Annotated in this window: 22 protein-coding genes; 19 read left to right on the forward strand and 3 right to left on the reverse strand. The window is 44.4% G+C overall.

The window, feature by feature from the left end; genetic code table 11:
* Positions 1–73: 73 nt before the first annotated feature.
* Positions 74–1,414, reverse strand: a complete 1,341-nt coding sequence (gene brnQ / locus AC0DBE_RS00515) for a branched-chain amino acid transport system II carrier protein (protein ID WP_061186769.1) — start codon at positions 1,412–1,414, stop codon at positions 74–76.
* A gap of 201 nt (positions 1,415–1,615) precedes the next feature.
* On the opposite strand from brnQ, the gene AC0DBE_RS00520 reads away from it, so the two are divergent.
* The 5 genes from AC0DBE_RS00520 (at position 1,616) to AC0DBE_RS00540 (ending at position 7,647) form a co-directional block, all read left to right on the forward strand.
* Positions 1,616–2,761: a cysteine desulfurase family protein gene (locus AC0DBE_RS00520; RefSeq protein WP_472960745.1), complete on the forward strand. Its 1,146-nt coding sequence runs from the start codon at positions 1,616–1,618 to the stop codon at positions 2,759–2,761.
* Positions 2,762–2,764: 3 nt separating this feature from the next.
* Positions 2,765–3,970, forward strand: coding sequence for a tRNA uracil 4-sulfurtransferase ThiI (gene thiI / locus AC0DBE_RS00525; protein WP_061186767.1), 1,206 nt, complete (start codon positions 2,765–2,767; stop codon positions 3,968–3,970).
* A 91-nt stretch (positions 3,971–4,061) separates the two neighbouring features.
* Entirely contained in the window at positions 4,062–4,271 is a 210-nt protein-coding gene (gene sspA, locus AC0DBE_RS00530) for an alpha type acid-soluble spore protein SspA (RefSeq protein WP_014114778.1), read from the forward strand.
* Between the two features lie 180 nt (positions 4,272–4,451).
* Positions 4,452–6,041: an acyl-CoA synthetase MbcS gene (gene mbcS / locus AC0DBE_RS00535; RefSeq protein WP_472960746.1), complete on the forward strand. Its 1,590-nt coding sequence runs from the start codon at positions 4,452–4,454 to the stop codon at positions 6,039–6,041.
* A 19-nt stretch (positions 6,042–6,060) separates the two neighbouring features.
* Positions 6,061–7,647 (forward strand): amidohydrolase, encoded by a 1,587-nt coding sequence (locus tag AC0DBE_RS00540; protein ID WP_472960747.1) that lies wholly within the window; start codon positions 6,061–6,063, stop codon positions 7,645–7,647.
* Positions 7,648–7,683: 36 nt separating this feature from the next.
* On the opposite strand, the gene AC0DBE_RS00545 is transcribed toward AC0DBE_RS00540, so the two are convergent.
* Positions 7,684–8,487 (reverse strand): NAD kinase, encoded by an 804-nt coding sequence (locus AC0DBE_RS00545; protein ID WP_014114775.1) that lies wholly within the window; start codon positions 8,485–8,487, stop codon positions 7,684–7,686.
* A gap of 186 nt (positions 8,488–8,673) precedes the next feature.
* On the opposite strand from AC0DBE_RS00545, the gene sppA reads away from it, so the two are divergent.
* The 14 genes from sppA to AC0DBE_RS00615 all read left to right on the forward strand — a co-directional run bounded on the left by sppA (position 8,674) and on the right by AC0DBE_RS00615 (position 21,242).
* Positions 8,674–9,681 (forward strand): signal peptide peptidase SppA, encoded by a 1,008-nt coding sequence (gene sppA / locus AC0DBE_RS00550; protein WP_014114773.1) that lies wholly within the window; start codon positions 8,674–8,676, stop codon positions 9,679–9,681.
* 12 nt (positions 9,682–9,693) lie between these two features.
* Positions 9,694–10,188: an RDD family protein gene (locus AC0DBE_RS00555; RefSeq protein WP_472960748.1), complete on the forward strand. Its 495-nt coding sequence runs from the start codon at positions 9,694–9,696 to the stop codon at positions 10,186–10,188.
* A 74-nt stretch (positions 10,189–10,262) separates the two neighbouring features.
* Complete coding sequence (locus AC0DBE_RS00560; RefSeq protein ID WP_472960749.1) at positions 10,263–10,943, forward strand: DUF2953 domain-containing protein; 681 nt, start codon at positions 10,263–10,265, stop codon at positions 10,941–10,943.
* A gap of 13 nt (positions 10,944–10,956) precedes the next feature.
* On the forward strand, positions 10,957–11,418 hold the full coding sequence (gene ytfJ / locus AC0DBE_RS00565) for a GerW family sporulation protein (RefSeq protein WP_014114770.1): 462 nt from the start codon (positions 10,957–10,959) through the stop codon (positions 11,416–11,418).
* Positions 11,419–11,526: 108 nt separating this feature from the next.
* Positions 11,527–12,030 (forward strand): thiol peroxidase, encoded by a 504-nt coding sequence (gene tpx, locus AC0DBE_RS00570; RefSeq protein ID WP_003223506.1) that lies wholly within the window; start codon positions 11,527–11,529, stop codon positions 12,028–12,030.
* 59 nt (positions 12,031–12,089) lie between these two features.
* Positions 12,090–13,076, forward strand: coding sequence for a class I SAM-dependent methyltransferase (locus tag AC0DBE_RS00575; protein ID WP_014114769.1), 987 nt, complete (start codon positions 12,090–12,092; stop codon positions 13,074–13,076).
* Positions 13,077–13,422: 346 nt separating this feature from the next.
* Complete coding sequence (locus AC0DBE_RS00580; RefSeq protein ID WP_003223511.1) at positions 13,423–14,610, forward strand: acetate kinase; 1,188 nt, start codon at positions 13,423–13,425, stop codon at positions 14,608–14,610.
* Positions 14,611–14,694: 84 nt separating this feature from the next.
* Positions 14,695–15,207 carry a MogA/MoaB family molybdenum cofactor biosynthesis protein gene (locus AC0DBE_RS00585; RefSeq protein WP_014114767.1) on the forward strand — a complete coding sequence of 171 codons (513 nt, stop codon included), beginning with the start codon at positions 14,695–14,697 and terminating at the stop codon, positions 15,205–15,207.
* A 168-nt stretch (positions 15,208–15,375) separates the two neighbouring features.
* Positions 15,376–16,587 (forward strand): argininosuccinate synthase, encoded by a 1,212-nt coding sequence (locus tag AC0DBE_RS00590; RefSeq protein WP_014114766.1) that lies wholly within the window; start codon positions 15,376–15,378, stop codon positions 16,585–16,587.
* Positions 16,584–17,969, forward strand: coding sequence for an argininosuccinate lyase (gene argH / locus AC0DBE_RS00595; protein WP_014114765.1), 1,386 nt, complete (start codon positions 16,584–16,586; stop codon positions 17,967–17,969). The genes AC0DBE_RS00590 and argH overlap by 4 nt, the downstream gene beginning before the upstream one ends.
* Before the next feature lie 64 nt (positions 17,970–18,033).
* Entirely contained in the window at positions 18,034–18,165 is a 132-nt protein-coding gene (locus AC0DBE_RS00600) for a hypothetical protein (RefSeq protein ID WP_003223517.1), read from the forward strand.
* Between the two features lie 126 nt (positions 18,166–18,291).
* Positions 18,292–19,059 (forward strand): SDR family oxidoreductase, encoded by a 768-nt coding sequence (locus tag AC0DBE_RS00605; RefSeq protein ID WP_014114763.1) that lies wholly within the window; start codon positions 18,292–18,294, stop codon positions 19,057–19,059.
* A 61-nt stretch (positions 19,060–19,120) separates the two neighbouring features.
* Entirely contained in the window at positions 19,121–19,804 is a 684-nt protein-coding gene (locus AC0DBE_RS00610) for a metal-dependent hydrolase (RefSeq protein WP_014114762.1), read from the forward strand.
* Between the two features lie 118 nt (positions 19,805–19,922).
* Positions 19,923–21,242, forward strand: coding sequence for a CBS domain-containing protein (locus AC0DBE_RS00615; RefSeq protein WP_014114761.1), 1,320 nt, complete (start codon positions 19,923–19,925; stop codon positions 21,240–21,242).
* Between the two features lie 19 nt (positions 21,243–21,261).
* Here the strand turns inward: AC0DBE_RS00615 and AC0DBE_RS00620 are convergent, their stop codons facing one another.
* A complete protein-coding gene (locus AC0DBE_RS00620; RefSeq protein ID WP_003223529.1) occupies positions 21,262–21,564 on the reverse strand; it encodes a YtpI family protein in 303 nt (100 codons plus the stop codon).
* Positions 21,565–21,691 lie beyond the last annotated feature (127 nt).

Genomic DNA, 21,691 nt, shown 5'->3' on the forward strand with positions numbered 1-21,691 from the left:
GTGCTCGGCCTTTTAATGTATTCAGAATATAAAAAAGCCTTATTGGATCTACATCCATTAAGGCTTTTTGTTTTTACTGGTTGATATTAGCTGTTTTTTTATTCGAACCGGTAGCAAGAGAAATCAGATAACCGGCAATGCCTCCAATGATTGCAGGGATGACCCAGCCAAATCCTAAGCTGTAAAGCGGCAGCGATTGACCGAGAACTTTATTTAAAGAACTGAGCGGAATGCTCGCGGCATTCAGGCCATCAATAATACTGAAAATACCAGTTGCAATCAAACAAAGAATATATACTTCACGTCTGCCTTTAAATGATTTTTCAATAAATGAAAGCAAAATGATAACAATTGCTAACGGATAAATAGCTGATAAAATAGGAACTGAGAACAAAATAATATTTGACAGCCCAAAGTTAGAAATAATAAAGCTGAACACAGTGACAATCGTTACAACGGCTTTATAAGATAAAGAAGGAATCAGCTTTGAGAAATAATTTCCGCATGAAGAGACAAGGCCAATGCTTGTTGTCAAGCACGCGAATAGGATAGCGACGCCTAAAATGATATTTCCTAATGATCCGAACAGGTGCTGTGAAGATTCTGATAAAATTTTGCTTCCTGCACCAAGGAGTCCGACAGAATCTGTGCTTGTTGCTCCTAAATAGGCGAGTGATACGTAAACCAGGCCGAGTCCTGCTGCGGCAACAAGTCCCGCTTTAATACATACGGAAGCAACTGATTTACGGCTGGTGATGCCTCTGTCCTTAACGGCATTAACAACGACAATTCCGAACACGATAGAAGCAAGTGCATCCATTGTTTTATAGCCTTCTAAAAATCCTTTAAACAATGATCCGGAAGCATACGTTTCAAGCGGCGACTGAATGTCCCCCATCGGCGTCACGATGCTTTTGATGACTAAGATTGCGATAACAGCAAGTAAAATAGGTGTTAATACCTTGCCAATCCTGTCAACTAGCTTTGTAGGGTTTAAAGCCAGGTAGTACGTAACAGCAAAGAAAAGAAACGTAAAAATAAGAAGTGTGAGCCATGCCGGCATGCCTCCTACAAAAGGTGCAGCCGCAATTTCATAAGAAACAGTGCCTGTTCGCGGAATCGCAAACAGCGGTCCGATTGTTAAATACAGAACGACTGTAAAAATGGTTCCAAAGACCGGATGTGCTTTATCTGCAAGGCCTTTAGCATCTGTACCTGTTAATGCAACAGCTACAACACCTAAAAGCGGCAGGCCGACACCCGTCACGAGAAAGCCTATCATCGCTTTCCAAACATTTTCACCGGCTGCTTGTCCAAGTTCCGGCGGAAATATCATATTTCCTGCGCCAAAGAACAAAGCAAAGAGCATAAGCCCGATGGCGATCGTTTCCTTGGCTGATAGTGATGATTTCATAACGTATAAATCCTCCTAATTTCACTATGGTAGAATATTCTGTCAATTAATTGTCAGATAATATGACGAAAGTAACAAATCTAATTATAGGTGAATGTATGAAGAAGTCAATAGTAATTTCATTTACTTTTTCTGCAGTAATTTGTTATGGTAACATATAAAATCAATTTTGTATCGCTTTCATATTAAAGGAGTAAAAAGATGTTATATTTAGACAATAGTTCAACGACCAAACCTTACGATGAAGTCTTGAACACATATGAACAAACAAGCAGACGATATTTTGGAAATCCCTCATCTTTGCACCGGTATGGAGTTGAAACGGAACAGCTGCTTCAGGCAGCGAAACATCAGATAAAAAGAGCCATAGGCCTAAAGAATTATGATATTGTATTTACGTCAGGCGCTACAGAAGCTAATAATTTGGCTTTAAAAGGAGCCGCTTTGTCAAAAATAAAAGCAGGCAAACATATCATTGCCACTTCTATTGAACATCCATCCGTTACGGAATCGTTAGAACAGCTGACAGAGTTATTCGGGTTTGATGTCACTTATCTTTCAGTGAACGAAGACGGATTTGTTTCAATTGAAGAACTGAAACAAGCCATCCGTCCGGATACCGTGCTTGTCAGCATGATGCATGTGAACAATGAAGTCGGTTCGGTGCAGCCTATTGAAAAGGCAGGAGAAGTGCTGAAAGAGCACCCGAACATTTTGTTTCACGTCGATTATGTGCAGGGCATCTATAAAGTGCCCTTGGCGATTGAAAAGGCAGGCATTAATCTTTGTTCGATTTCCGGGCATAAGTTTCACGGGCTGAAGGGGACAGGCGCGCTTATCGTAAAAGAAGGAACACGTCTTATTCCCCTGATAACGGGCGGCTCTCAGCAAAAAGGCATTCGGGCCGGAACGGAGCATACTGCGGGTGCGGTTTCGCTTGCCAAAGCCATTAATCTTGCCGCTGTTGATTTTGAAACAAGGCTTGACACGATGGCTGCCGCAAAGGAATTGTTTATGAAAAGGCTGAGTGAAACTGAAGGTGTCGTTGTCAACACGCCTCAAATGAATAGTGCGCCGCACATTATTAATTTCTCTATTCCGGGGATTAAAGCAGAGGTGCTTTTACACATGCTTGAGGAACAGGATATATTCGTCTCAACAACTTCGGCCTGCTCGGCAAAAGAGCATAAGCCCAGCAAAGTTCTCTTACAGATGGGCAAGGGAGAGCAGATTGCCGGAAGCAGCATCAGAATCAGCTTAAACTACAGCCAGACAAGCGATGTGACAGAACCGTTTATGAACGCACTTGTGCCTGGCATCAAAAAATTAAAGAAAATGATGAGGTAGAACATGAATTACGATCATATATTAATTCGTTTTGGAGAAATTTCAACCAAAGGCAAAAACAGAAAAAGCTTTATTGAGCGCTTAAAGCAAAACGTCAGACTCGTTTTGAAAGACTATCCGAACTTAAAATACTTTTCCAATCGGGACCGTATGACGATTACATTAAATGGAGAAGATCCTGAGGCTCTTTTTCCACATTTAAAGCAGGTGTTTGGCATTCAAAGCTTCAGCCTGGCGATTAAGTGTGATAGCCGCCTTGATGATATTAAGGCAACTGCTCTGCAGGCTATCGAAGATCAGTATCAGCCTGGTGATACGTTTAAAGTCGCAACGAAGAGAGCGTATAAACAATTTGAATTAGATACAAATCAAATGAACGCTGAAATCGGCGGCCATATTTTGCGAAATACAGAAGGATTGACGGTCGATGTTCGCAATCCCGACATCCCGCTCAGAATCGAAATCAGGGAAGAAGCGACCTTTTTGACGATTCGCGATGAAAAAGGTGCAGGCGGCCTGCCCGTTGGTTCTGCAGGCAAAGCGATGCTAATGCTTTCCGGCGGTTTTGACAGCCCTGTGGCTGGTTTTTATGCGATGAAACGGGGACTATCGGTAGAAGCTGTTCATTTCTTCAGCCCGCCGTACACAAGCGAGCGCGCAAAACAAAAGGTAATGGATCTGGCAAAATGCCTGTCCCGCTTTGGGGGAAGCATGACGCTTCATATCGTTCCGTTTACGAAAACGCAAGAGCTCATCCAAAAACAAATACCTGAGAACTACACAATGACGGCAACCCGCCGCCTCATGCTTCAAATTGCCGACAGAATCAGAGAAAAGAGAAATGGGCTTGCCATCATTACTGGAGAAAGCCTCGGTCAGGTAGCGAGCCAAACGCTTGAAAGCATGTATGCGATTAATGCGGTGACGTCAACACCGATTTTGCGTCCGTTAATCGCCATGGATAAAACAGAAATCATCGAAAAATCACGAGAAATCGGCACATATGAGACAAGCATTCAGCCGTTTGAAGACTGCTGTACGATCTTTACGCCGCCAAGTCCGAAAACACGCCCTAAAAAAGAAAAAATCGAACACTTTGAAAGCTTTGTTGATTTTGAGCCGTATATTCAAGAAGCGGTTGACAACATTGAAACAATGACGCTTTATAGCGAACAAGAAGCAAACGATAAATTCGCAGAACTCTTTTAAATCGCTCCGGCTCCTGTATACAATTACCAAAGTTTTTTTGAATGAAGCCATGTGTTTTAACACATTCTATACTCACAAGGAGGTGAGACACATGGCTAACAATAACTCAGGTAACAGCAACAACCTTTTAGTACCAGGAGCTGCTCAAGCGATCGACCAAATGAAATTAGAAATCGCTTCTGAATTCGGTGTAAACCTTGGAGCAGAAACAACTTCTCGCGCTAACGGTTCTGTTGGAGGAGAGATCACAAAACGTCTTGTATCTTTTGCTCAACAAAACATGGGCGGAGGACAATTCTAATTTACAATTTCACATAATGGCTTTAGGAGTGGGGGTATCCCCACTCTTTTTCGTGTTATATGTATAAAAAAGGACCAGCGGCCTATAAAAACCTATGTTTACAGAGCTTGTTTTTAGGCATATCCTTACGGAAAGAGCCTGTATTTATGTATAATGGGTGAAGAAAGTGAGGAGTTGTTCGTGTTAAAACGAGAAGATTTAATTGCCCCTATGCAATATAATTTAGTGAATGAAATGGAAAAGTTCAGTGCGGCTGGACAAAAAACCGCTCTTCTATGGGAGGATGAGTCAGGCAAGCAAAAATCTTGGTCATATGAAAAGCTGATGGAAGAAACAAATAAAATTGGAGCGGCTTTGGCTGACCTTGGATTTAAAAAGGGAGACAAGCTGATTGTAATGGTTCCGCGGGTGCTTGAAGCCTATGCTGTTTATTTGGCTATTCTGAAATCAGGAATGGTTGTCATTCCGTGCTCGGAAATGCTTCGTGCGAAAGATCTTGAATACCGGATTGAACATGCAGAAGTGAAAGGCGCCATCGTCTACTCTGAATTTATCGGCGCTTTCCGTGATGTCAGTACGGCTGACAAACTGATTAAACTGTCTATTGGCGAAAACGATGCCGGCTGGAAAAATCTCTTATCGATTAAAGCGGACGGAAGCCGATTCCAAACAGCTGACACAACAAGAGAAGATATGGCTTTCTTATCTTATACATCCGGAACAACAGGTCAGCCTAAAGGTGTTGTACATACACACGGATGGGCATTTGCTCATTTAAAAACATCTGCCGGCGCTTGGCTTGATATTTCTGAAAAGGATATCGTCTGGGCGACTGCTGCCCCTGGCTGGCAAAAGTGGGTGTGGAGCCCGTTTTTAGCGGTACTCGGCAGTGGAGCAACGGGTTTTGTGTACCACGGCAGATTCAAAGCAGAAAAATATTTAGAACTTTTAAACCGCTACAAAATCAATGTCTTTTGCTGTACGCCAACGGAATACCGCTTAATGGCGAAGGTCGAAGGCTTGGACCGGTATGATCTTTCTGCCCTGCACAGCGCTGTGTCCGCAGGCGAGCCGCTTAACCGTGAAGTCATTGATGTGTTCAAAAAGCACTTCGGCATTAAGGTGCGGGACGGGTATGGCCAAACAGAAAGCACGCTTTTAGTCGGTGTCTTGAAAGATATGGATATTAAACCGGGAAGCATGGGAAAACCGACACCGGGAAATCAGGTGGAGATCATTAATGAAGACGGTGAAATCTGCAAATCTGGTGAGGTTGGCGATATCGCAGTTCACCTTAGCACGCCGGCACTCTTTAAAGAATATTACAAAGACCCTGAAAGAATGAAAACACAAATTCGCGGCGATTATTTCCTAACAGGAGACAGAGCAAAAAAAGATGAGGAAGGTTACTTCTGGTTTGAAAGCCGAAATGACGATATCATTATCAGCTCTGGCTACACGATCGGGCCATTCGAAGTGGAAGACGCGCTTGTTAAGCACCCTGAAGTAAAAGAATGTGCTGTGGTCGCAAGCCCTGATGAAATCAGAGGCTCCATCGTTAAGGCGTACGTTGTCCTGCAAGATCACGCAAAACGCAGTGATGAGCTTGTCAAAATGCTGCAAAATCACGTGAAGACCATTACCGCTCCATACAAATATCCGAGAGAAATTGAATTTGTGGAAAGCCTGCCGAAAACAGCTTCTGCAAAAATCAGACGAGTGGAATTAAGAAAACGTGAAGAACAGCTCAAAGCCAATAAAAAGGCGTAAAGAAAGAGAGTGAACGTGAATGAAGGCGATATGGCACGGCGGTTTCATTTATACGATGCTCGAAGAAGGCGATCTGACAGAGGCAGTCTATGTCGAGGATGGTGTCATAAAGGGCACTGGCAGCTATGAACGTCTAAAGAAAAAGTACGGGTCCCCGGAAACAGAAGAAATCAGCCTAAACGGAGCAGTGATGTTTCCCGGTTTTGTCGACAGCCATTTACATTTGATCGGCCACGGTGAGAAACAGCTTCAGCTCGATCTGTCCGCACTAACGTCAAAAGAAGCTATTTTGCGGGCTGCCAAGGAAAGAGAGCAGCAGCTTCCTGAAGGCGATTGGCTCATTGGAGAGGGCTGGAATGAAAATCAGTTTGAGACACCTGACTATTTGGTTAAGCATGATCTTGATCGCTTATTTCCAGACAGGCCCGTCTTGCTTAAACGAATATGCCGGCATGCGATAGCCGTCAATTCTGCGGCTCTTCAAGTGGCGGGGATTTCCAGAAACACTCCTGATCCTGATGGCGGAGTCATTGTAAAAGATGCAAACGGTGAGCCGACCGGGCTTCTGTTTGATAAGGCGCAGGATTTGATTCTGAAGGCTGTCCCGCCAGTCTCCCAGCACTATGTTGATGAGGCGCTTACGGCTGCAATAGAGGACTGCTGGACAAAAGGCCTGACGGGCGGACATTCGGAAGACTTGTCCTATTATGGTGATGTTTCGGTGCCGATGAAAGCTTATGAGAAAGCTGCCGCTAGCGGAAAGTATCCGTTCCGCTGTCATTTGCTCGTTCATCACGAAGCAGTAGATCGATGGGAGCAACTGGAGAAGCCGTCAGGCCCGTATGTGGAGTTCGGTGCGATGAAAATCTTTGCAGACGGGGCGCTTGGCGGGAGAACGGCTTTATTGAAAGAACCATATCAGGACGATCCATCCACTAATGGTGTTCAAGTTCATGATGACGAAACCCTTGGCCAGCTCATTCGAAAAGCGAGAGAAAAAGGCATGGAAGTTGCGGTTCATGCAATCGGCGACCTAGCTTTTGAAAAAGTGCTGAACGCAATAGAAAAGCATCCGCCCAAAAACGGCCGGCATGATCGGCTGATTCATGCTCAAGTGCTGAATGACGAATTAATCGAAAAAGCAGCGCGCATGCCGATCGCACTTGATCTTCAGCCTCATTTTGTCGCCAGTGATTTTCCTTGGGTGATTGACCGTCTCGGAAAAGACCGGATGAATACAGCCTTTGCGTGGAAAACGCTGATGTCTAAAGGCATTTTATGCGCGGGCGGTTCAGACGCCCCGATTGAGCCTGTTGACCCGCTTCTTGGCATCCAGTCCGCGGTGCTCCGGAAAAGCAGTCATGAACAGAACGGGCCAAGCTATTATGAAAGCGAATGTTTAACTGTATATGAAGCAATTAAGCTCTATACAGAAGGAAGCGCAGGAATCATTTATAAAGAGACATCACGCGGAAAAATTGCCGAAGGCTATGACGCGGATTTTACGGTTCTCAGCGAGGATCCTTTTGCAATTGACCCTGTAAAGCTTCATCTTTTAGACATTGAAAAAACCGTAATTAACGGCCAGATTGTATATGAGAAATAATAAAAGGACAGGCGGGAAGCCTGTCCTTTTCATTTTCTATAAAAAAGTACGTTTCACTTTCTCCCAAAATGAATTGTCCTTTAGTTTGACTGTTTTGATTTTCTTGTCGGACAGTTTGATTTCGATCGTTTTCACATTCCTCGTGCTGAGTGCTTCATTGTCTAAGCCAATGATTGGGTGCTCATTGCCGTCTTGTACCACACGAAGGGTCAGCTTTCGGTCAGAGCTGAGGACAAATGGCGAGCCAAGTGTCCGGTAGGTGTTATTGTTAAGAGAAGCAAGCTCAGATACCTGCATGCATGGGAGCAGCGGATCAACAACCGCTCCTGCAACAGACTTGTTATATGCGGTGCTGCCTGTAGGCGTTGAGATAATCATCCCGTCACCTCTAAACGTTTCAAAGTGCAGATCATCAATCAGCACGTCCATCACAAAGGTTTTAATGATGCTTGAACGGATGGAAACCTCGTTTAGGCAATGAAAAGGACTGGCGTTATCCACTGTCACTTCAATCAGCGGATATTTTCTGACTTCAATTTGTTCAAACGTCATCGCATCGACCATTTTTTCACGCTCATCACTATGAAAGTCGCAATATAAATGAGCTTTCCCCTTTTTGGTAATGCCGACGTACAAGCAGTCGTCACGGAAATTCGTCTTTCTGACTGCCTGCAAAAATGTGCCGTCCCCGCCAATGCTAGCAATGATATTGGCGTCTGAGTGCTGATTCACAACTGTAAATCCATGCTCTTCAGCCAATTGCGTTAAAGAGTTGGCTTGTTCGTTTGTTTCCTGGTCCTGTTTGTGAAAAAAATAAACATTACGGCGTTGATCGGTCATATCCCATTTCCCCTTTGCTGTCATATTTAAGTTTTTCTGCCATCCAGTATTTGTGATAAAATACCTTTGGCCATAAGTGTACCACGTTTGCCGGCAGCCCGTTAAGCCAGAGCTTTCTCATCAAATGAAACATTTTTCTTATTAAATCGTATAATGAGAGAGTTTGGGAAAAAGGAGGAGAAAAAAATGAATGCAAAAAGATGGATTGCATTAGTGATTGCCCTGGGGATTTTCGGCGTGTCCATCATCGTCAGCATCTCAATGAGTTTCTTTGAAAGCGTCAAAGGCGCTCAAACGGATCTCACATCACTGACAGATGAATCTCAGGAAAAGACGCTGGAAAACGGCAGTCTTTCAAGTAAAATTGCCGTATTGGAGGTCAGCGGCACCATTCAGGATAATGGGGATTCAAGCAGTCTGCTCGGTTCAGACGGATATAACCACAGAACGTTCTTAAAAAACCTTGAGCGTGCAAAAGATGACAAGGCGGTTAAAGGCATCGTTCTGAAGGTGAATTCTCCGGGCGGCGGAGTATATGAAAGTGCTGAAATACATAAGAAGCTGGAAGAAATCAAGAAAGAAACAAAAAAACCGATTTACGTGTCGATGGGATCGATGGCAGCATCCGGCGGCTATTACATCTCAACGGCGGCTGATAAGATTTTTGCGACACCGGAAACCCTGACTGGGTCACTCGGCGTCATTATGGAAAGCGTCAATTATTCAAAGCTTGCTGATAAGCTCGGCATTTCTTTTGAAACAATTAAGAGCGGGGCCCATAAGGATATTATGTCTCCTTCCCGTGAGATGACAAAAGAAGAAAAGAACATCATGCAATCCATGGTTGATCATTCGTATGAAGGCTTTGTTGATGTCATTTCAGAAGGCCGCGGCATGTCGAAAGCAGAGGTAAAGAAAATTGCGGACGGACGCGTGTATGACGGACGGCAGGCGAAAAAGCTGAATCTCGTTGATGAGCTTGGTTTTTATGACGATACCATTTCAGCGATGAAAAAGGATCATAAGGATTTGAAAAACGCCTCTGTCATTTCTTACGAGGAAAGCTTCGGATTAGGCTCACTGTTTTCCATGGGCGCGAACAAAATGTTTAAGAGTGAAATTGATTTTCTGAATATGAGAGAAATTCTTTCACAATCCGGTTCGCCGAGAATGATGTATCTCTATGCGAAGTAGGAGGGATCAATAATGGATGTGACATATGAAGAGTTAGAGCGTAATGACATCAAAAGCCCGCAAGATGCGGAGCGGCTGACACACGCCTATGCCGGCTTTTGGGTTCGTTTCTGGGCTTTCCTGCTTGATTGGCTCGTTGTATGGGGATTAAACCATTTACTTGTTTCTCCCCTCTTTACCGTATTGGATCTGCCGAAAACATCCGGCATGTTTACTTTCTCGGCCTACAGTGTGACTACGCTTGTTGTTTATCTTGCCTATTTTGCACTGATGACAAAGTTTTTTAGGCAGACGCTTGGAAAAATGGTGTTCGGCCTCAAAGTGGTTTCTATGAAGCCGGATCGCAAACTGTCATGGAGCACAGTGATTTTTCGTGAAGTAGTCGGACGGTATATTGATAAGATTTGGATTTTATATATCGTCGTTGCTTTTTCACCCACAAAGCAGGGGATTCATGATTATATTGCGGATACAACTGTGGTGCATGAAAAACTATACAGCAAATAACCGATAAACCCGGACCTCGTCCGGGTTTATTTTTTTCTGAATTGGCGATAATGCTCCTAGAGGAAGTGAAGAATATGGTATATGTGCTGACAGCCATTCTTATTCTTATAGGTATCGTGCTGCTTCTCAGAATGAAAATCCATGTCGCGATGGAGTTTCTTCATGCCGATGATAACGACAAACTGACCTTGAATATCACGACGCTGTTCGGCCTCATACGGATCAAAAAAACAATTCCGGCGATTAAGGTGAATAAAGAGGACGGAACAGTTGATATCAAACAAAAATCAACATCGAAAGTAAACAAAAGCAGCAGCAAGAGAAAAATTACGTTTGATGATGTACAGCAAAGCATTAATAAAATTGAAATGCTTGTGCATCGAGTTACTAATTTAAGAAAAACCAGCGCCTCTATTCTGGCGCATTTGCATATCACAAAACTCGAATGGGTCACAGTTGTCGGTATTCACGACGCGGCAGTGACAGGTGTGTTAACAGGTGCTGTATGGGGTGTGAAAGGCGGCATCGCTGCGATGCTGTATGACCATCTGGACTTTGTGAATAAACCCGTCTATGAAGTGATTCCATCGTTTCAAGTCCCTGTCTCCAAGACCCATCTTCAGTGTATATTCTTTTTTCGCTTTGGACATGCTATGCTTGCAGCTTTCAAATTCGTCAAATACGGACGGGAGCTATCCGTATTAAAGAAGAATCCGTCGTCCCGAATGACTTCAAAGAATGATTCATCAGTTTAAGGAGGAAGCGTATATGGCAGACCATCCCATCCAAGGTTTAATGAAAACCGCAATGGAAAACTTGAAGGAAATGATTGATGTTAACACCATTATTGGAGATCCGGTTGAAACGCCGGATGGAAGCGTGATTTTAACCGTTTCTAAAGTTGGATTCGGATTCGCCGCAGGCGGAAGCGAGTTTGGCGGAAAGCCGGCAGAAAAGAAATCGGAAGACGATGAGACAAGAGAACAAAAACTTCCTTTCGGAGGCGGAAGCGGGGGCGGTGTGTCCATTACGCCGATCGCGTTTTTAATTGTCGGATCGACAGGAATCAGAATGCTTCATTTAGATGAAAATACCCATTTGATTGAGAAAATTTTAGACGCAGCCCCTCAAACCCTTGAACGCATCCAGCAAATGTTCAAGAAAAATAACAAGAACCAAGGTCAGGGCCAAGGCCAAAATCAAAACCAAATGAACAATATGAATTATTAAAGAAGGTTAACTGCGGCCGCCGCAGTTAACTTTTTTTTGGCATATACTTTGCAGTTTACAGGAAACTTTACTATGATAGAGTCATACATACAAAAGGGAGGAATTATAATGGCTGAAATTACATTTAAAGGCGGTCCGGTTACACTCGTCGGACAAGAAGTGAAAGTAGGAGATCAAGCTCCTGATTTCACAGTGCTGACTAACAGCCTTGAAGAAAAATCGTTAGCTGATATGAAAGGAAAGGTAACGATTATTTCTGTTATCCCTTCAATTGATACAGGTGTTTGTGATGCGCAAACACGCCGTTTTAACGAAGAAGCTGCAAAGCTTGGAGATGTTAACGTCTATACAATCAGTGCAGACCTTCCATTTGCACAAGCGCGCTGGTGCGGTGCTAACGGAATTGACAAAGTGGAAACACTGTCTGACCACAGAGATATGTCATTTGGCGAAGCATTCGGTGTGTATATTAAAGAACTTCGTCTGCTTGCACGTTCCGTATTCGTCCTTGATGAGAACGGAAAAGTCGTTTACGCTGAATATGTAAGCGAAGCAACAAACCACCCGAACTATGAAAAGCCAATTGAGGCTGCCAAGGCATTAGTGAAGTAAGCACGGAAAAAAGCTCCAGGCTGCCGCCGGAGCTTTTTTCATGGCAAGGAGGAACATATATGCAAAAAGACCATGTAGGTGCGGTTTACGAGCTGTTAAACGAAGCCGCGATAATAATAAAGAATGAATTGCAAATTTCATATATAGAAGCGCTGGCTGAAGCGGGAGAAATGTATTTTCTTGAAAAAACGGATCAGTTGAAACTGCCTGATGAGAAAGTCAAACAGCTTCAGGCTCTGCTTGAAAAAGCGGAATTCGGCACATATGAGCACGAGTGGGTGCGCAAAGCTTTTCAGCTTGCCGTCCTGAAAGGCCTGAAAGATGTCTCCCATCCGAACAGACAAATGACGCCGGACACGATCGGGCTTTTCATCAGTTATTTGGTGAATAAGTTTATGGCGGACCAAAAGGAACTGACGGTTCTTGATCCGGCTGTCGGAACGGGAAACCTTCTGTTCACCGTGCTGAACCAGCTGTCTGAAAAAACGGCAAATAGCTATGGCATTGAAATTGATGATGTGCTGTTGAAGATCGCGTATGCCCAAGCGAACCTTCTGAAAAAAGAGCTTGAGCTTTTCCATCAGGACAGCCTTGAGCCGCTGTTTATCGATCCTGTTGACACTGTCATATGCGATCTGCCCGTCGGCTATTATCCGAATGACGAAGGAGCAGAAGCGTTTGAGCTCAAAGCGGACGAAGGCCATTCCTTCGCGCATCATCTGTTTATTGAACAGAGCGTCAAACATACCAAACCGGGTGGCTACTTATTTTTTATGATCCCGAATCATTTATTTGAGAGCTCCCAAAGCGACAAGCTGAAACAGTTTTTCAAAGATAAGGTTCATATCAACGCGCTTTTGCAGCTGCCAAAATCCATTTTTAAAGATGAGGCTCATGCCAAAAGCATTCTTGTGCTTCAGAAAAAAGGAGAGGAGACGAAAGCGCCGAGTAAAATTCTGCTTGCGAATCTTCCGTCTTTCTCCAATCAGAAGGCAATGCTTGATATGATGGCTCAATTCGATGAGTGGTTTAGAAAAGAAAAATAGGTGTCGAATAGCAGCTTAGGCAGCCGTCATACGATGGATGCTTAAGCTGTTTTTATTTGTGCACTTGAAGACAAGGCCGGCGAATTGAATCCAGCTTTGAAACACAAAATACAGAAAGAAAAACCGCAACATGTAAGCGTTCGTCAACACGAAATCTATAGGTGATATGTCTGAAAATAACGACTTCTTATTGTAAGCGTTATCAATACACAAGTTGACTTGAAATGCCGACATGACAATGTTTAAATGGAAAAGTCAGATATTTTTCGGGGAAGATGATGATATTCACCGGGAAAAAAGTACGAAAAATGAAGTTGTTGATACAGAGTATAAAGGAGCGTCAATCATGTCCAAAATTATTGCAATTAACGCAGGAAGCTCGTCTTTGAAATTTCAGCTTTTCGAAATGCCTTCAGAAACCGTTTTAACGAAGGGTTTAGTTGAACGAATTGGTATCGCCGACAGCGTATTCACGATTTCTGTAAACGGCGAAAAAAATACAGAAGTAACTGATATTCCGGATCACGCGGTAGCTGTTAAAATGCTGCTGAACAAGTTAACGGAATTCGGCATTATTAAAGATTTGAATGAAATTGACGGAATCGGCCACCGCGTCGTGCATGGCGGAGAAAAATTCAGCGATTCTGTTTTATTAACGGATGAAACCATTAAGGAAATTGAGGATATTTCTGAATTGGCACCGCTTCACAACCCGGCAAATATCGTTGGAATTAAAGCGTTCAAAGAAGTGCTTCCAAATGTTCCTGCGGTTGCTGTTTTTGATACGGCATTCCACCAAACAATGCCTGAGCAGTCTTACCTATACAGCCTGCCGTATGAATACTATGAAAAGTTCGGCATCCGTAAATACGGCTTCCACGGCACTTCACATAAATATGTGACTGAGCGCGCGGCAGAGCTTCTCGGCCGCCCGTTAAAAGACTTACGCCTGATTTCCTGCCACCTCGGAAACGGCGCAAGTATTGCGGCTGTTGAAGGCGGCAAATCAATTGATACATCTATGGGCTTTACGCCGCTTGCCGGTGTTGCAATGGGTACACGTTCTGGAAACATCGACCCTGCCCTGATCCCATACATCATGGAGAAAACAGGCCAAACGGCTGACGAAGTACTGAATACATTAAACAAAAAAAGCGGACTGCTCGGCATCTCCGGTTTCTCAAGCGATCTTCGTGACATCGTTGAAGCAACGAAAGAAGGAAATGAGCGCGCGGAAACTGCCCTTGAAGTCTTCGCGAGCAGAATCCACAAATACATCGGTTCTTACGCTGCAAGAATGAGTGGTGTAGATGCGATCATCTTTACTGCCGGTATCGGTGAAAACAGTGTGGAAGTAAGAGAGCGCGTCCTTCGCGGCTTAGAATTCATGGGTGTATACTGGGATCCTGCGCTTAATAATGTGCGCGGCGAGGAAGCTTTCATCAGCTATCCGCATTCTCCAGTAAAAGTCATGATCATTCCGACTGATGAAGAAGTCATGATTGCGCGCGACGTTGTTCGTTTAGCAAAATAAATCAGTTGAAAAGCACATTCTCTTGAATGTGCTTTTTTGTTCATGCATGATAATGACAGACAGAAAATTAAAAGAGGTGGGCCAATGAGTGTTCAAGAGCATAAACAAGAAGCTCCGGATATCGTTCGGTGCAAAGTGATCACAGTCAGTGACACGAGAACAGAGGAAACCGATAAAAGCGGCAAACTGATGATCTCGTTTTTAGAAGAAGCCGGTCATCACATTGCTGCATATGAAATTGTAAAAGACGAAAAGGATGCTTTGCAGCGGGCTGTGCTTGCGGGCTGCATGGATGAACAAACAGACGCGGTTCTCTTAAACGGAGGGACAGGCATAGCAAATCGGGACGTCACAATTGAAGCCATTACGCCGCTGTTTTCGAAAGAGTTGCCCGGCTTTGGAGAAATCTTCAGGATGCTGAGTTATACAGAGGATATCGGCTCTGCCGCAATCATGTCGAGAGCTACTGCTGGTGTCATCCAGCATACAGCTGTTTTCTCAACACCAGGCTCAAGCGGCGCGGTAAAGCTGGCAATGAATAAGCTGATTATTCCCGAACTTGCACATGTGGTCAGAGAAATCAGAAAAGACAAGTAAATGAATAAATACTACGAAACTTCACCTGAAAATTAGGTGAAGTTTTTTTTATAAAAGGCTTGAAAAAACGAAACGTACTTGTTAAAGTGTATACATACAAAATGTATTTTTATTAAATATAATTTATTTTTATACAAAAAGAAACACGGTTGAGAGGGGATTTTTATCATGTCAGAACAGAAAAAAGTCGTATTAGCATACTCAGGAGGTCTTGATACTTCCGTCGCAATAAAATGGCTCCAGGAGCAAGGATATAATGTAATCGCCTGCTGCCTGGACGTCGGTGAAGGCAAAGATTTGGCATTTGTTCAGCAGAAAGCGCTGGAAGTCGGCGCGACAAACTCCTACGTGATCGATGCAAAAGAAGAATTTGCACAGGACTACGCGCTTATCTCTCTGCAGGCCCACACGATGTATGAAGGAAAATATCCGCTCGTTTCGGCATTATCTCGGCCGCTGATTGCAAAAAAACTGGTTGAAATCGCGGAAAAAGAAGATGCACAGGCGATTGCGCACGGATGCACAGGGAAAGGAAATGACCAGGTTCGTTTCGAAGTATCCATTAAATCATTAAACCCTGACCTCGAAGTGATCGCGCCGGTTCGGGAATGGCAGTGGTCACGTGAAGAAGAAATTGAATATGCGGCAAGCCGCGGCATTCCGATTCCGATCAATCTTGACAGCCCTTATTCAATCGACCAAAACCTCTGGGGACGCGCAAATGAGTGCGGCATTTTAGAAGATCCATGGGCGGCGCCGCCAGAAGGTGCATACGATTTAACAGCTCCGCTGGAAAAAACGCCGGACACGCCGGAAGTGATTGAAATTGCATTTGAACAAGGTGTGCCTGTATCCATTGATGGCGTATCCTACTCGCTTTCTGAACTGATTTTGAAGCTGAATGAAATGGCAGGCGCGCACGGTGTCGGACGTATCGACCACGTGGAAAACCGTCTTGTCGGCATTAAATCGCGGGAAGTATACGAATGCCCTGGTGCGATAACACTCATCAAAGCGCATAAAGAATTGGAAGATCTAACCCTGGTTAAAGAGGTAGCCCACTTTAAACCGATCGTCGAGCAAAAAATGTCAGAAATCATTTACAACGGCTTGTGGTTCTCGCCGTTAAAAGACGCGCTGCACGCTTTCTTAAAAGAAACGCAAAAGCATGTCACAGGCATTGTCCGCGTGAAGCTGTTTAAAGGCCATGCGATTGTAGAAGGTCGTAAATCAGAATACTCTCTATATGATGAAAAACTTGCAACATATACAAAAGACGATGCGTTTGATCACCATGCGGCAATCGGGTTTATCGAGCTTTGGGGACTTCCGACAAAAGTGAACAGCATCGTGAAAAAGAAGGAGCAGATTCAAGCATGAAGAAGCTTTGGGGAGGCCGATTTCAAAAAACACCGGAAAAATGGGTCGACGAGTTCGGCGCGTCTATATCATTTGACCAAAATTTAGTCACTGAAGACATTACAGGGTCTCTCGCACATGCTGCCATGCTGAAAAAATGCGGTATCCTGACAGCAGAGGAAGAGCTGAAAATCCGTGAGGGACTGAATACCCTTCTGCAAAAAGCAGAGGAGGGAGCATTGGAATTCTCAGTTGATTATGAAGATATTCATTTGAACATTGAGAAAATGCTTATTGACGAAATTGGCCCTCTCGGCGGCAAGCTTCATACCGGCAGAAGCCGGAATGACCAGGTGGCAACTGACATGCATTTATACTTGAAACATCATGTCGGCCACATCATCGAGCTGATTGAGGCATTCCAAAGCGCGCTGATCGAAAAGGCCGAAGCGAATGTCGAAACGATTCTGCCGGGCTACACTCATCTGCAGCGCGCCCAGCCGATTTCGTTCGCTCACCATTTGCTTGCGTATTTCTGGATGCTGGAGCGCGACAAGGAGCGTTTTCAGGATTCAATGAAGCGGATTAACAAATCTCCGCTAGGCTGCGGGGCACTTGCGGGAACAACCTTCCCAATCGACCGTGATTATTCAGCAGAACTGCTCGGTTTTGATTCCATTTATGAAAACAGCCTGGACGGCGTCAGCGACAGAGATTTCATTTTGGAGTTTTTAAGCAACAGCAGTATGCTGATGATGCACCTATCCCGTTTCTCTGAAGAAATCATTCTATGGTGCTCTCAGGAGTTTAAATTCATCGAGCTTGACGATACGTATGCAACGGGAAGCAGCATGATGCCGCAAAAGAAAAACCCTGATATGGCAGAGCTGATCCGGGGTAAAACAGGACGCGTTTATGGCGATATGATGGGACTGTTTACGATCATGAAAGGTCTTCCGCTCGCTTACAATAAAGATCTTCAGGAAGATAAAGAAGGCATGTTTGACACAGTGAAAACAGTTGAGGGCAGCCTGCAAATCTTCACAGGCATGATTCAAACAATGACTGTAAACAAAGAGGTCATGAAGCAAGCGACAAAACAAGACTTTTCAAATGCGACGGAACTGGCCGATTATTTAGCGAAAAAAGGAATGCCGTTCAGAGAAGCGCATGAAGTAGTCGGGAAACTTGTGTACACATGTATCGAAAAAGGGATCTATCTAAGTGATATGCCATTTGCCGAATTTCAGCAGGCGAGCACGCTCTTCGAAGAAGATATATACACTGTCTTAGACCCTTACCACGCAGTTGAAAAAAGAATGAGCGCCGGAGGCACCGGATTCAAACAGGTGGAGCACGCGCTTGAAAAAGCGAAAGCTTGCGTGGCAGCCGGAGTTTGTTAAAATTTCCTTCATAAAATCCCGTCATTATAGCCAACCTACCTCTATAATGATGGGAGGCAGAAGAATGAAAAAAGAACCGGAACGCTATATATATGATGAACAAGAAAGCCAGGAGACAACAAGGCTCATTTCAGAAGCATATCAAAGCGGTTATGTCGATATGCATGATCAGGAGCCTTCATCTTCTGCTGAATAAGCTGTCTGTACAGGCAGCTTTTTTTGTATGTCCAAGTGTAAAAAGTGATATTGAAGGCCTTTTATAGTAAAGTAGAAGAAGAAACACTTTATTGAAAGCGGCGACGTTGCTTTGGGAGGTATTCATGTGCGACATGCTTTAATTACTGCCGGTTCGAAGGGTTTAGGCCGCAAAGTGACTGAGACGTTGCTTGCAAAGGGGTATTCAGTAACAGTCAATTACAGGCAGGATGAGGAGGCTGTCAGCCGTCTGAAGGAAGCCTGTCCTGATTGTCTTGACCGGCTGCAATTTGTAAAAGGTGATGTCACCAAAAAAGAAGATCTGCTGCGTATTGCAGAGGCTGCCTTAAACCGCTTCGGAAGGATCGACTTTTTGATTAACAACGCGGGACCCTACATATTTGAACGTAAAAAGTTAGCCGATTATACTGATGATGAATGGTACGGCATGCTGGAAGGTAATTTAAGCGCCGTCTTTCATTTATTCAAAGCGGTTATTCCTATTATGAGAAAACAGCAATTCGGACGCATTATCACGTACGGATTCCAAGGTGCGGCGCACGCGCCCGGATGGCTTCACCGGTCGGCATTTGGCGCTGCGAAAGTGGGTTTGGCTTCTTTAACGAAGACAATTGCCTTTGAAGAAGCCGAATTCGGCATAACCGCCAACATGGTTTGCCCGGGTGACATTGTCGGCGACATGAAGGAAGCATCAATAGAGGAAGCCAGAAAGCGAATCGGCAAAGAAAAAACGCCGATAGGAAGATCCGGCACAGGCGAGGATATTGCCCGGATTATCGCTTTCTTGTGTGAGGAGAACTCAGACCTTGTGACAGGGACTGTCATTGAAGCCACTGGAGGCCTCAATGTCATTAATAAGAATCAAACAACATAAGTTTTTCAGCTTTATAAAAAGGGAAAATAAAAAAACAAAATAACGTGACGAGGTGAAAGAAATGAAAGTGACATATCACGGACATTCTGTAATCACAGTGGAAACGAAGGATCATCATATTATATTTGACCCGTTTTTGACAGGGAATTCGTTAACAGATATAAAGCCGGAGGATGTAAAAGCAGACGTCATCTTATTAACGCACGGCCACAATGACCATGTCGGTGACACTGAGCAAATTGCCAAGCAAAACAACGCGCTGGTTGTAGCTCCGAACGAGCTCGCCGTGTACCTAGGCTGGAAAGGCTTGAATGTTCATCCAATGCACATCGGCGGCTCCCGCCAGTTCGATTTTGGAAAAGTGAAGCTCACACAGGCCTTTCACGGATCAGCTATCACAGATGAAGAAAACAAAACGATCACTTACACAGGCATGCCAGCCGGTATTTTGCTGACAGTAGAAGATAAAACGATTTTCCACGCGGGCGATACGGCTCTTTTCTCTGATATGAAACTTATTGGCGAATTGAATCATATTGACATTGCCTTCCTGCCGATTGGCGATAACTTTACGATGGGGCCTGAAGACGCCAAGCTTGCCGCTGAATGGCTGCGCGCAAAACAGGTCGTGCCGGTGCATTACAATACATTCCCGGTCATCGAACAAGACCCTGAGGCCTTCGCTGACAGCCTGCCGGGCGGAGTCGGTAAAGTCATGGCGGTCGGTGAGACGATCGAGCTTTAAACGGGTGAAAACATCTCCTGATTTCTCAGGGGATGTTTTTTATTTTCTCCGCTCATTGCGTATAAATCCTTCGAAACCTTATAATAAAAACAGAAGACTGTCCTTAGAGGTGAAACGCTTGGCAACGAAGCATGAACAAATTTTAACGTATATTGATTCACTGCCTGTCGGTGAAAAAATTTCTGTGCGAAGAATTGCAAAGGAAATGAAAGTAAGCGAAGGGACCGCGTACAGAGCGATCAAGGAAGCAGAGAATAAAGGGTTTGTCAGCACGATTGAACGTGTGGGCACAATCAGGATTGAACAAAAGAAAAAAGAGAATATTGAAAAGCTTACATATGCAGAGGTCGTAAATGTTATAGACGGACAGGTGCTCGGAGGCCGGGCTGGACTCCATAAGACATTGAATAAATTTGTCATCGGCGCGATGGAGCTGGACGCGATGATGCGTTACACCGCAGCGGGCAATCTTTTGATTGTCGGAAACAGAATCAACGCACACAGACAGGCGCTCGAAGCGGGCGCGGCTGTATTGGTGACTGGAGGCTTTAACACGGATGACAGCATTGTGCAGCTGGCAGATGAGCTTGAGCTGCCGATTTTATCCACAAGCTATGACACCTTTACAGTCGCCGCAATGATCAACCGGGCGATTTATGACCAGCTGATCAAAAAAGAAATTGTCCTGGTGGAGGACATCTTAACGCCGGCTGACCGTACGGTATATCTTTCGCCTAAGGATAAACTTGAAAAATGGTATGAGAAAAACTTTGAAACGGGGCACGGCCGGTTCCCGGTTGTCGATGATCAGATGAAAATCCACGGCATCCTGACATCAAAAGATATTGCTGGCCATGACCGAAACGCACCTATCGAAAAGGTCATGACTAAAAATCCCGTTACGGTTATTGGGAAAACATCTGTCGCCTCAGCTGCGCAAATGATGGTATGGGAAGGGATCGAAGTGCTTCCCGTCACTGACGGCCACCAAAAACTGATCGGCATGATCAGCCGCCAAGACGTGTTAAAAGCGCTTCAAATGATTCAAAAGCAGCCGCAGGTTGGGGAGAAGCTTGATGATATCGTTTCAAGGGGATTTAAAGATGAGGGTGATGATAAAGAGGATCAAACGGTTTACGAGTATGAAGTCACGCCGCAGATGACAAACCAGCTCGGAACAATTTCTTATGGTGTGTTTACGACCATTTTGACGCAAGCGGCAAACCGGTTTTTGCGCTCGAAAAAACGCGGCGAGCTCGTAATCGAAAGCATCACCATTTTCTTTTTGAAGCCTGTGCAGATGGAGTCGGTCATCGAAGTCAAACCGCGCATTTTGGAGGCTGGCCGAAAGTTCGGAAAAATGGAAGTTGAAGTGCACAGCCAAGGCCATATCGTGTCAAAAGCGATGCTGATGGTTCAGCTGATGGAAAGAAGCTAAGGGACGTTTCAGGCGCCCCTTACGCGTGATCTCTTTCAGCTTCTTTGGCGTGAAGGGGATAGTAATGCCTGTAGGCTTTATAACCTGCCCAAGCGCTTCCTGCTCCTATGACGATAAAGATACCGCCAATTACTAACGTTAATACAGAATGAAATAATATCATTTGGTTGAGCCCGTAGAACAGGACCAGTGACCCTAAGGCCATGCTTGATTTTGCTGAACAGATTTCTTTCTCCAAAGATTGCTTAGCCCGAACGCCTTTTACTTTATAGTACACATAAAAGCAGGCTGAAAGCCCAATCAAAAAAACAAGAACCAGCATAAATGAAATCCTCCATCGTAAAAGTTTACAAACCCATTCTATACAAAAACGGGCTTGGTTTTGACGTTATTTTTCTTTTCCGTCGGCAGAGAATGTGATTTAATAAATAAAAACAATAAAGGAGTAT

The sequence above is a fragment of the Bacillus sp. VA15 genome (genome assembly GCF_055721145.1).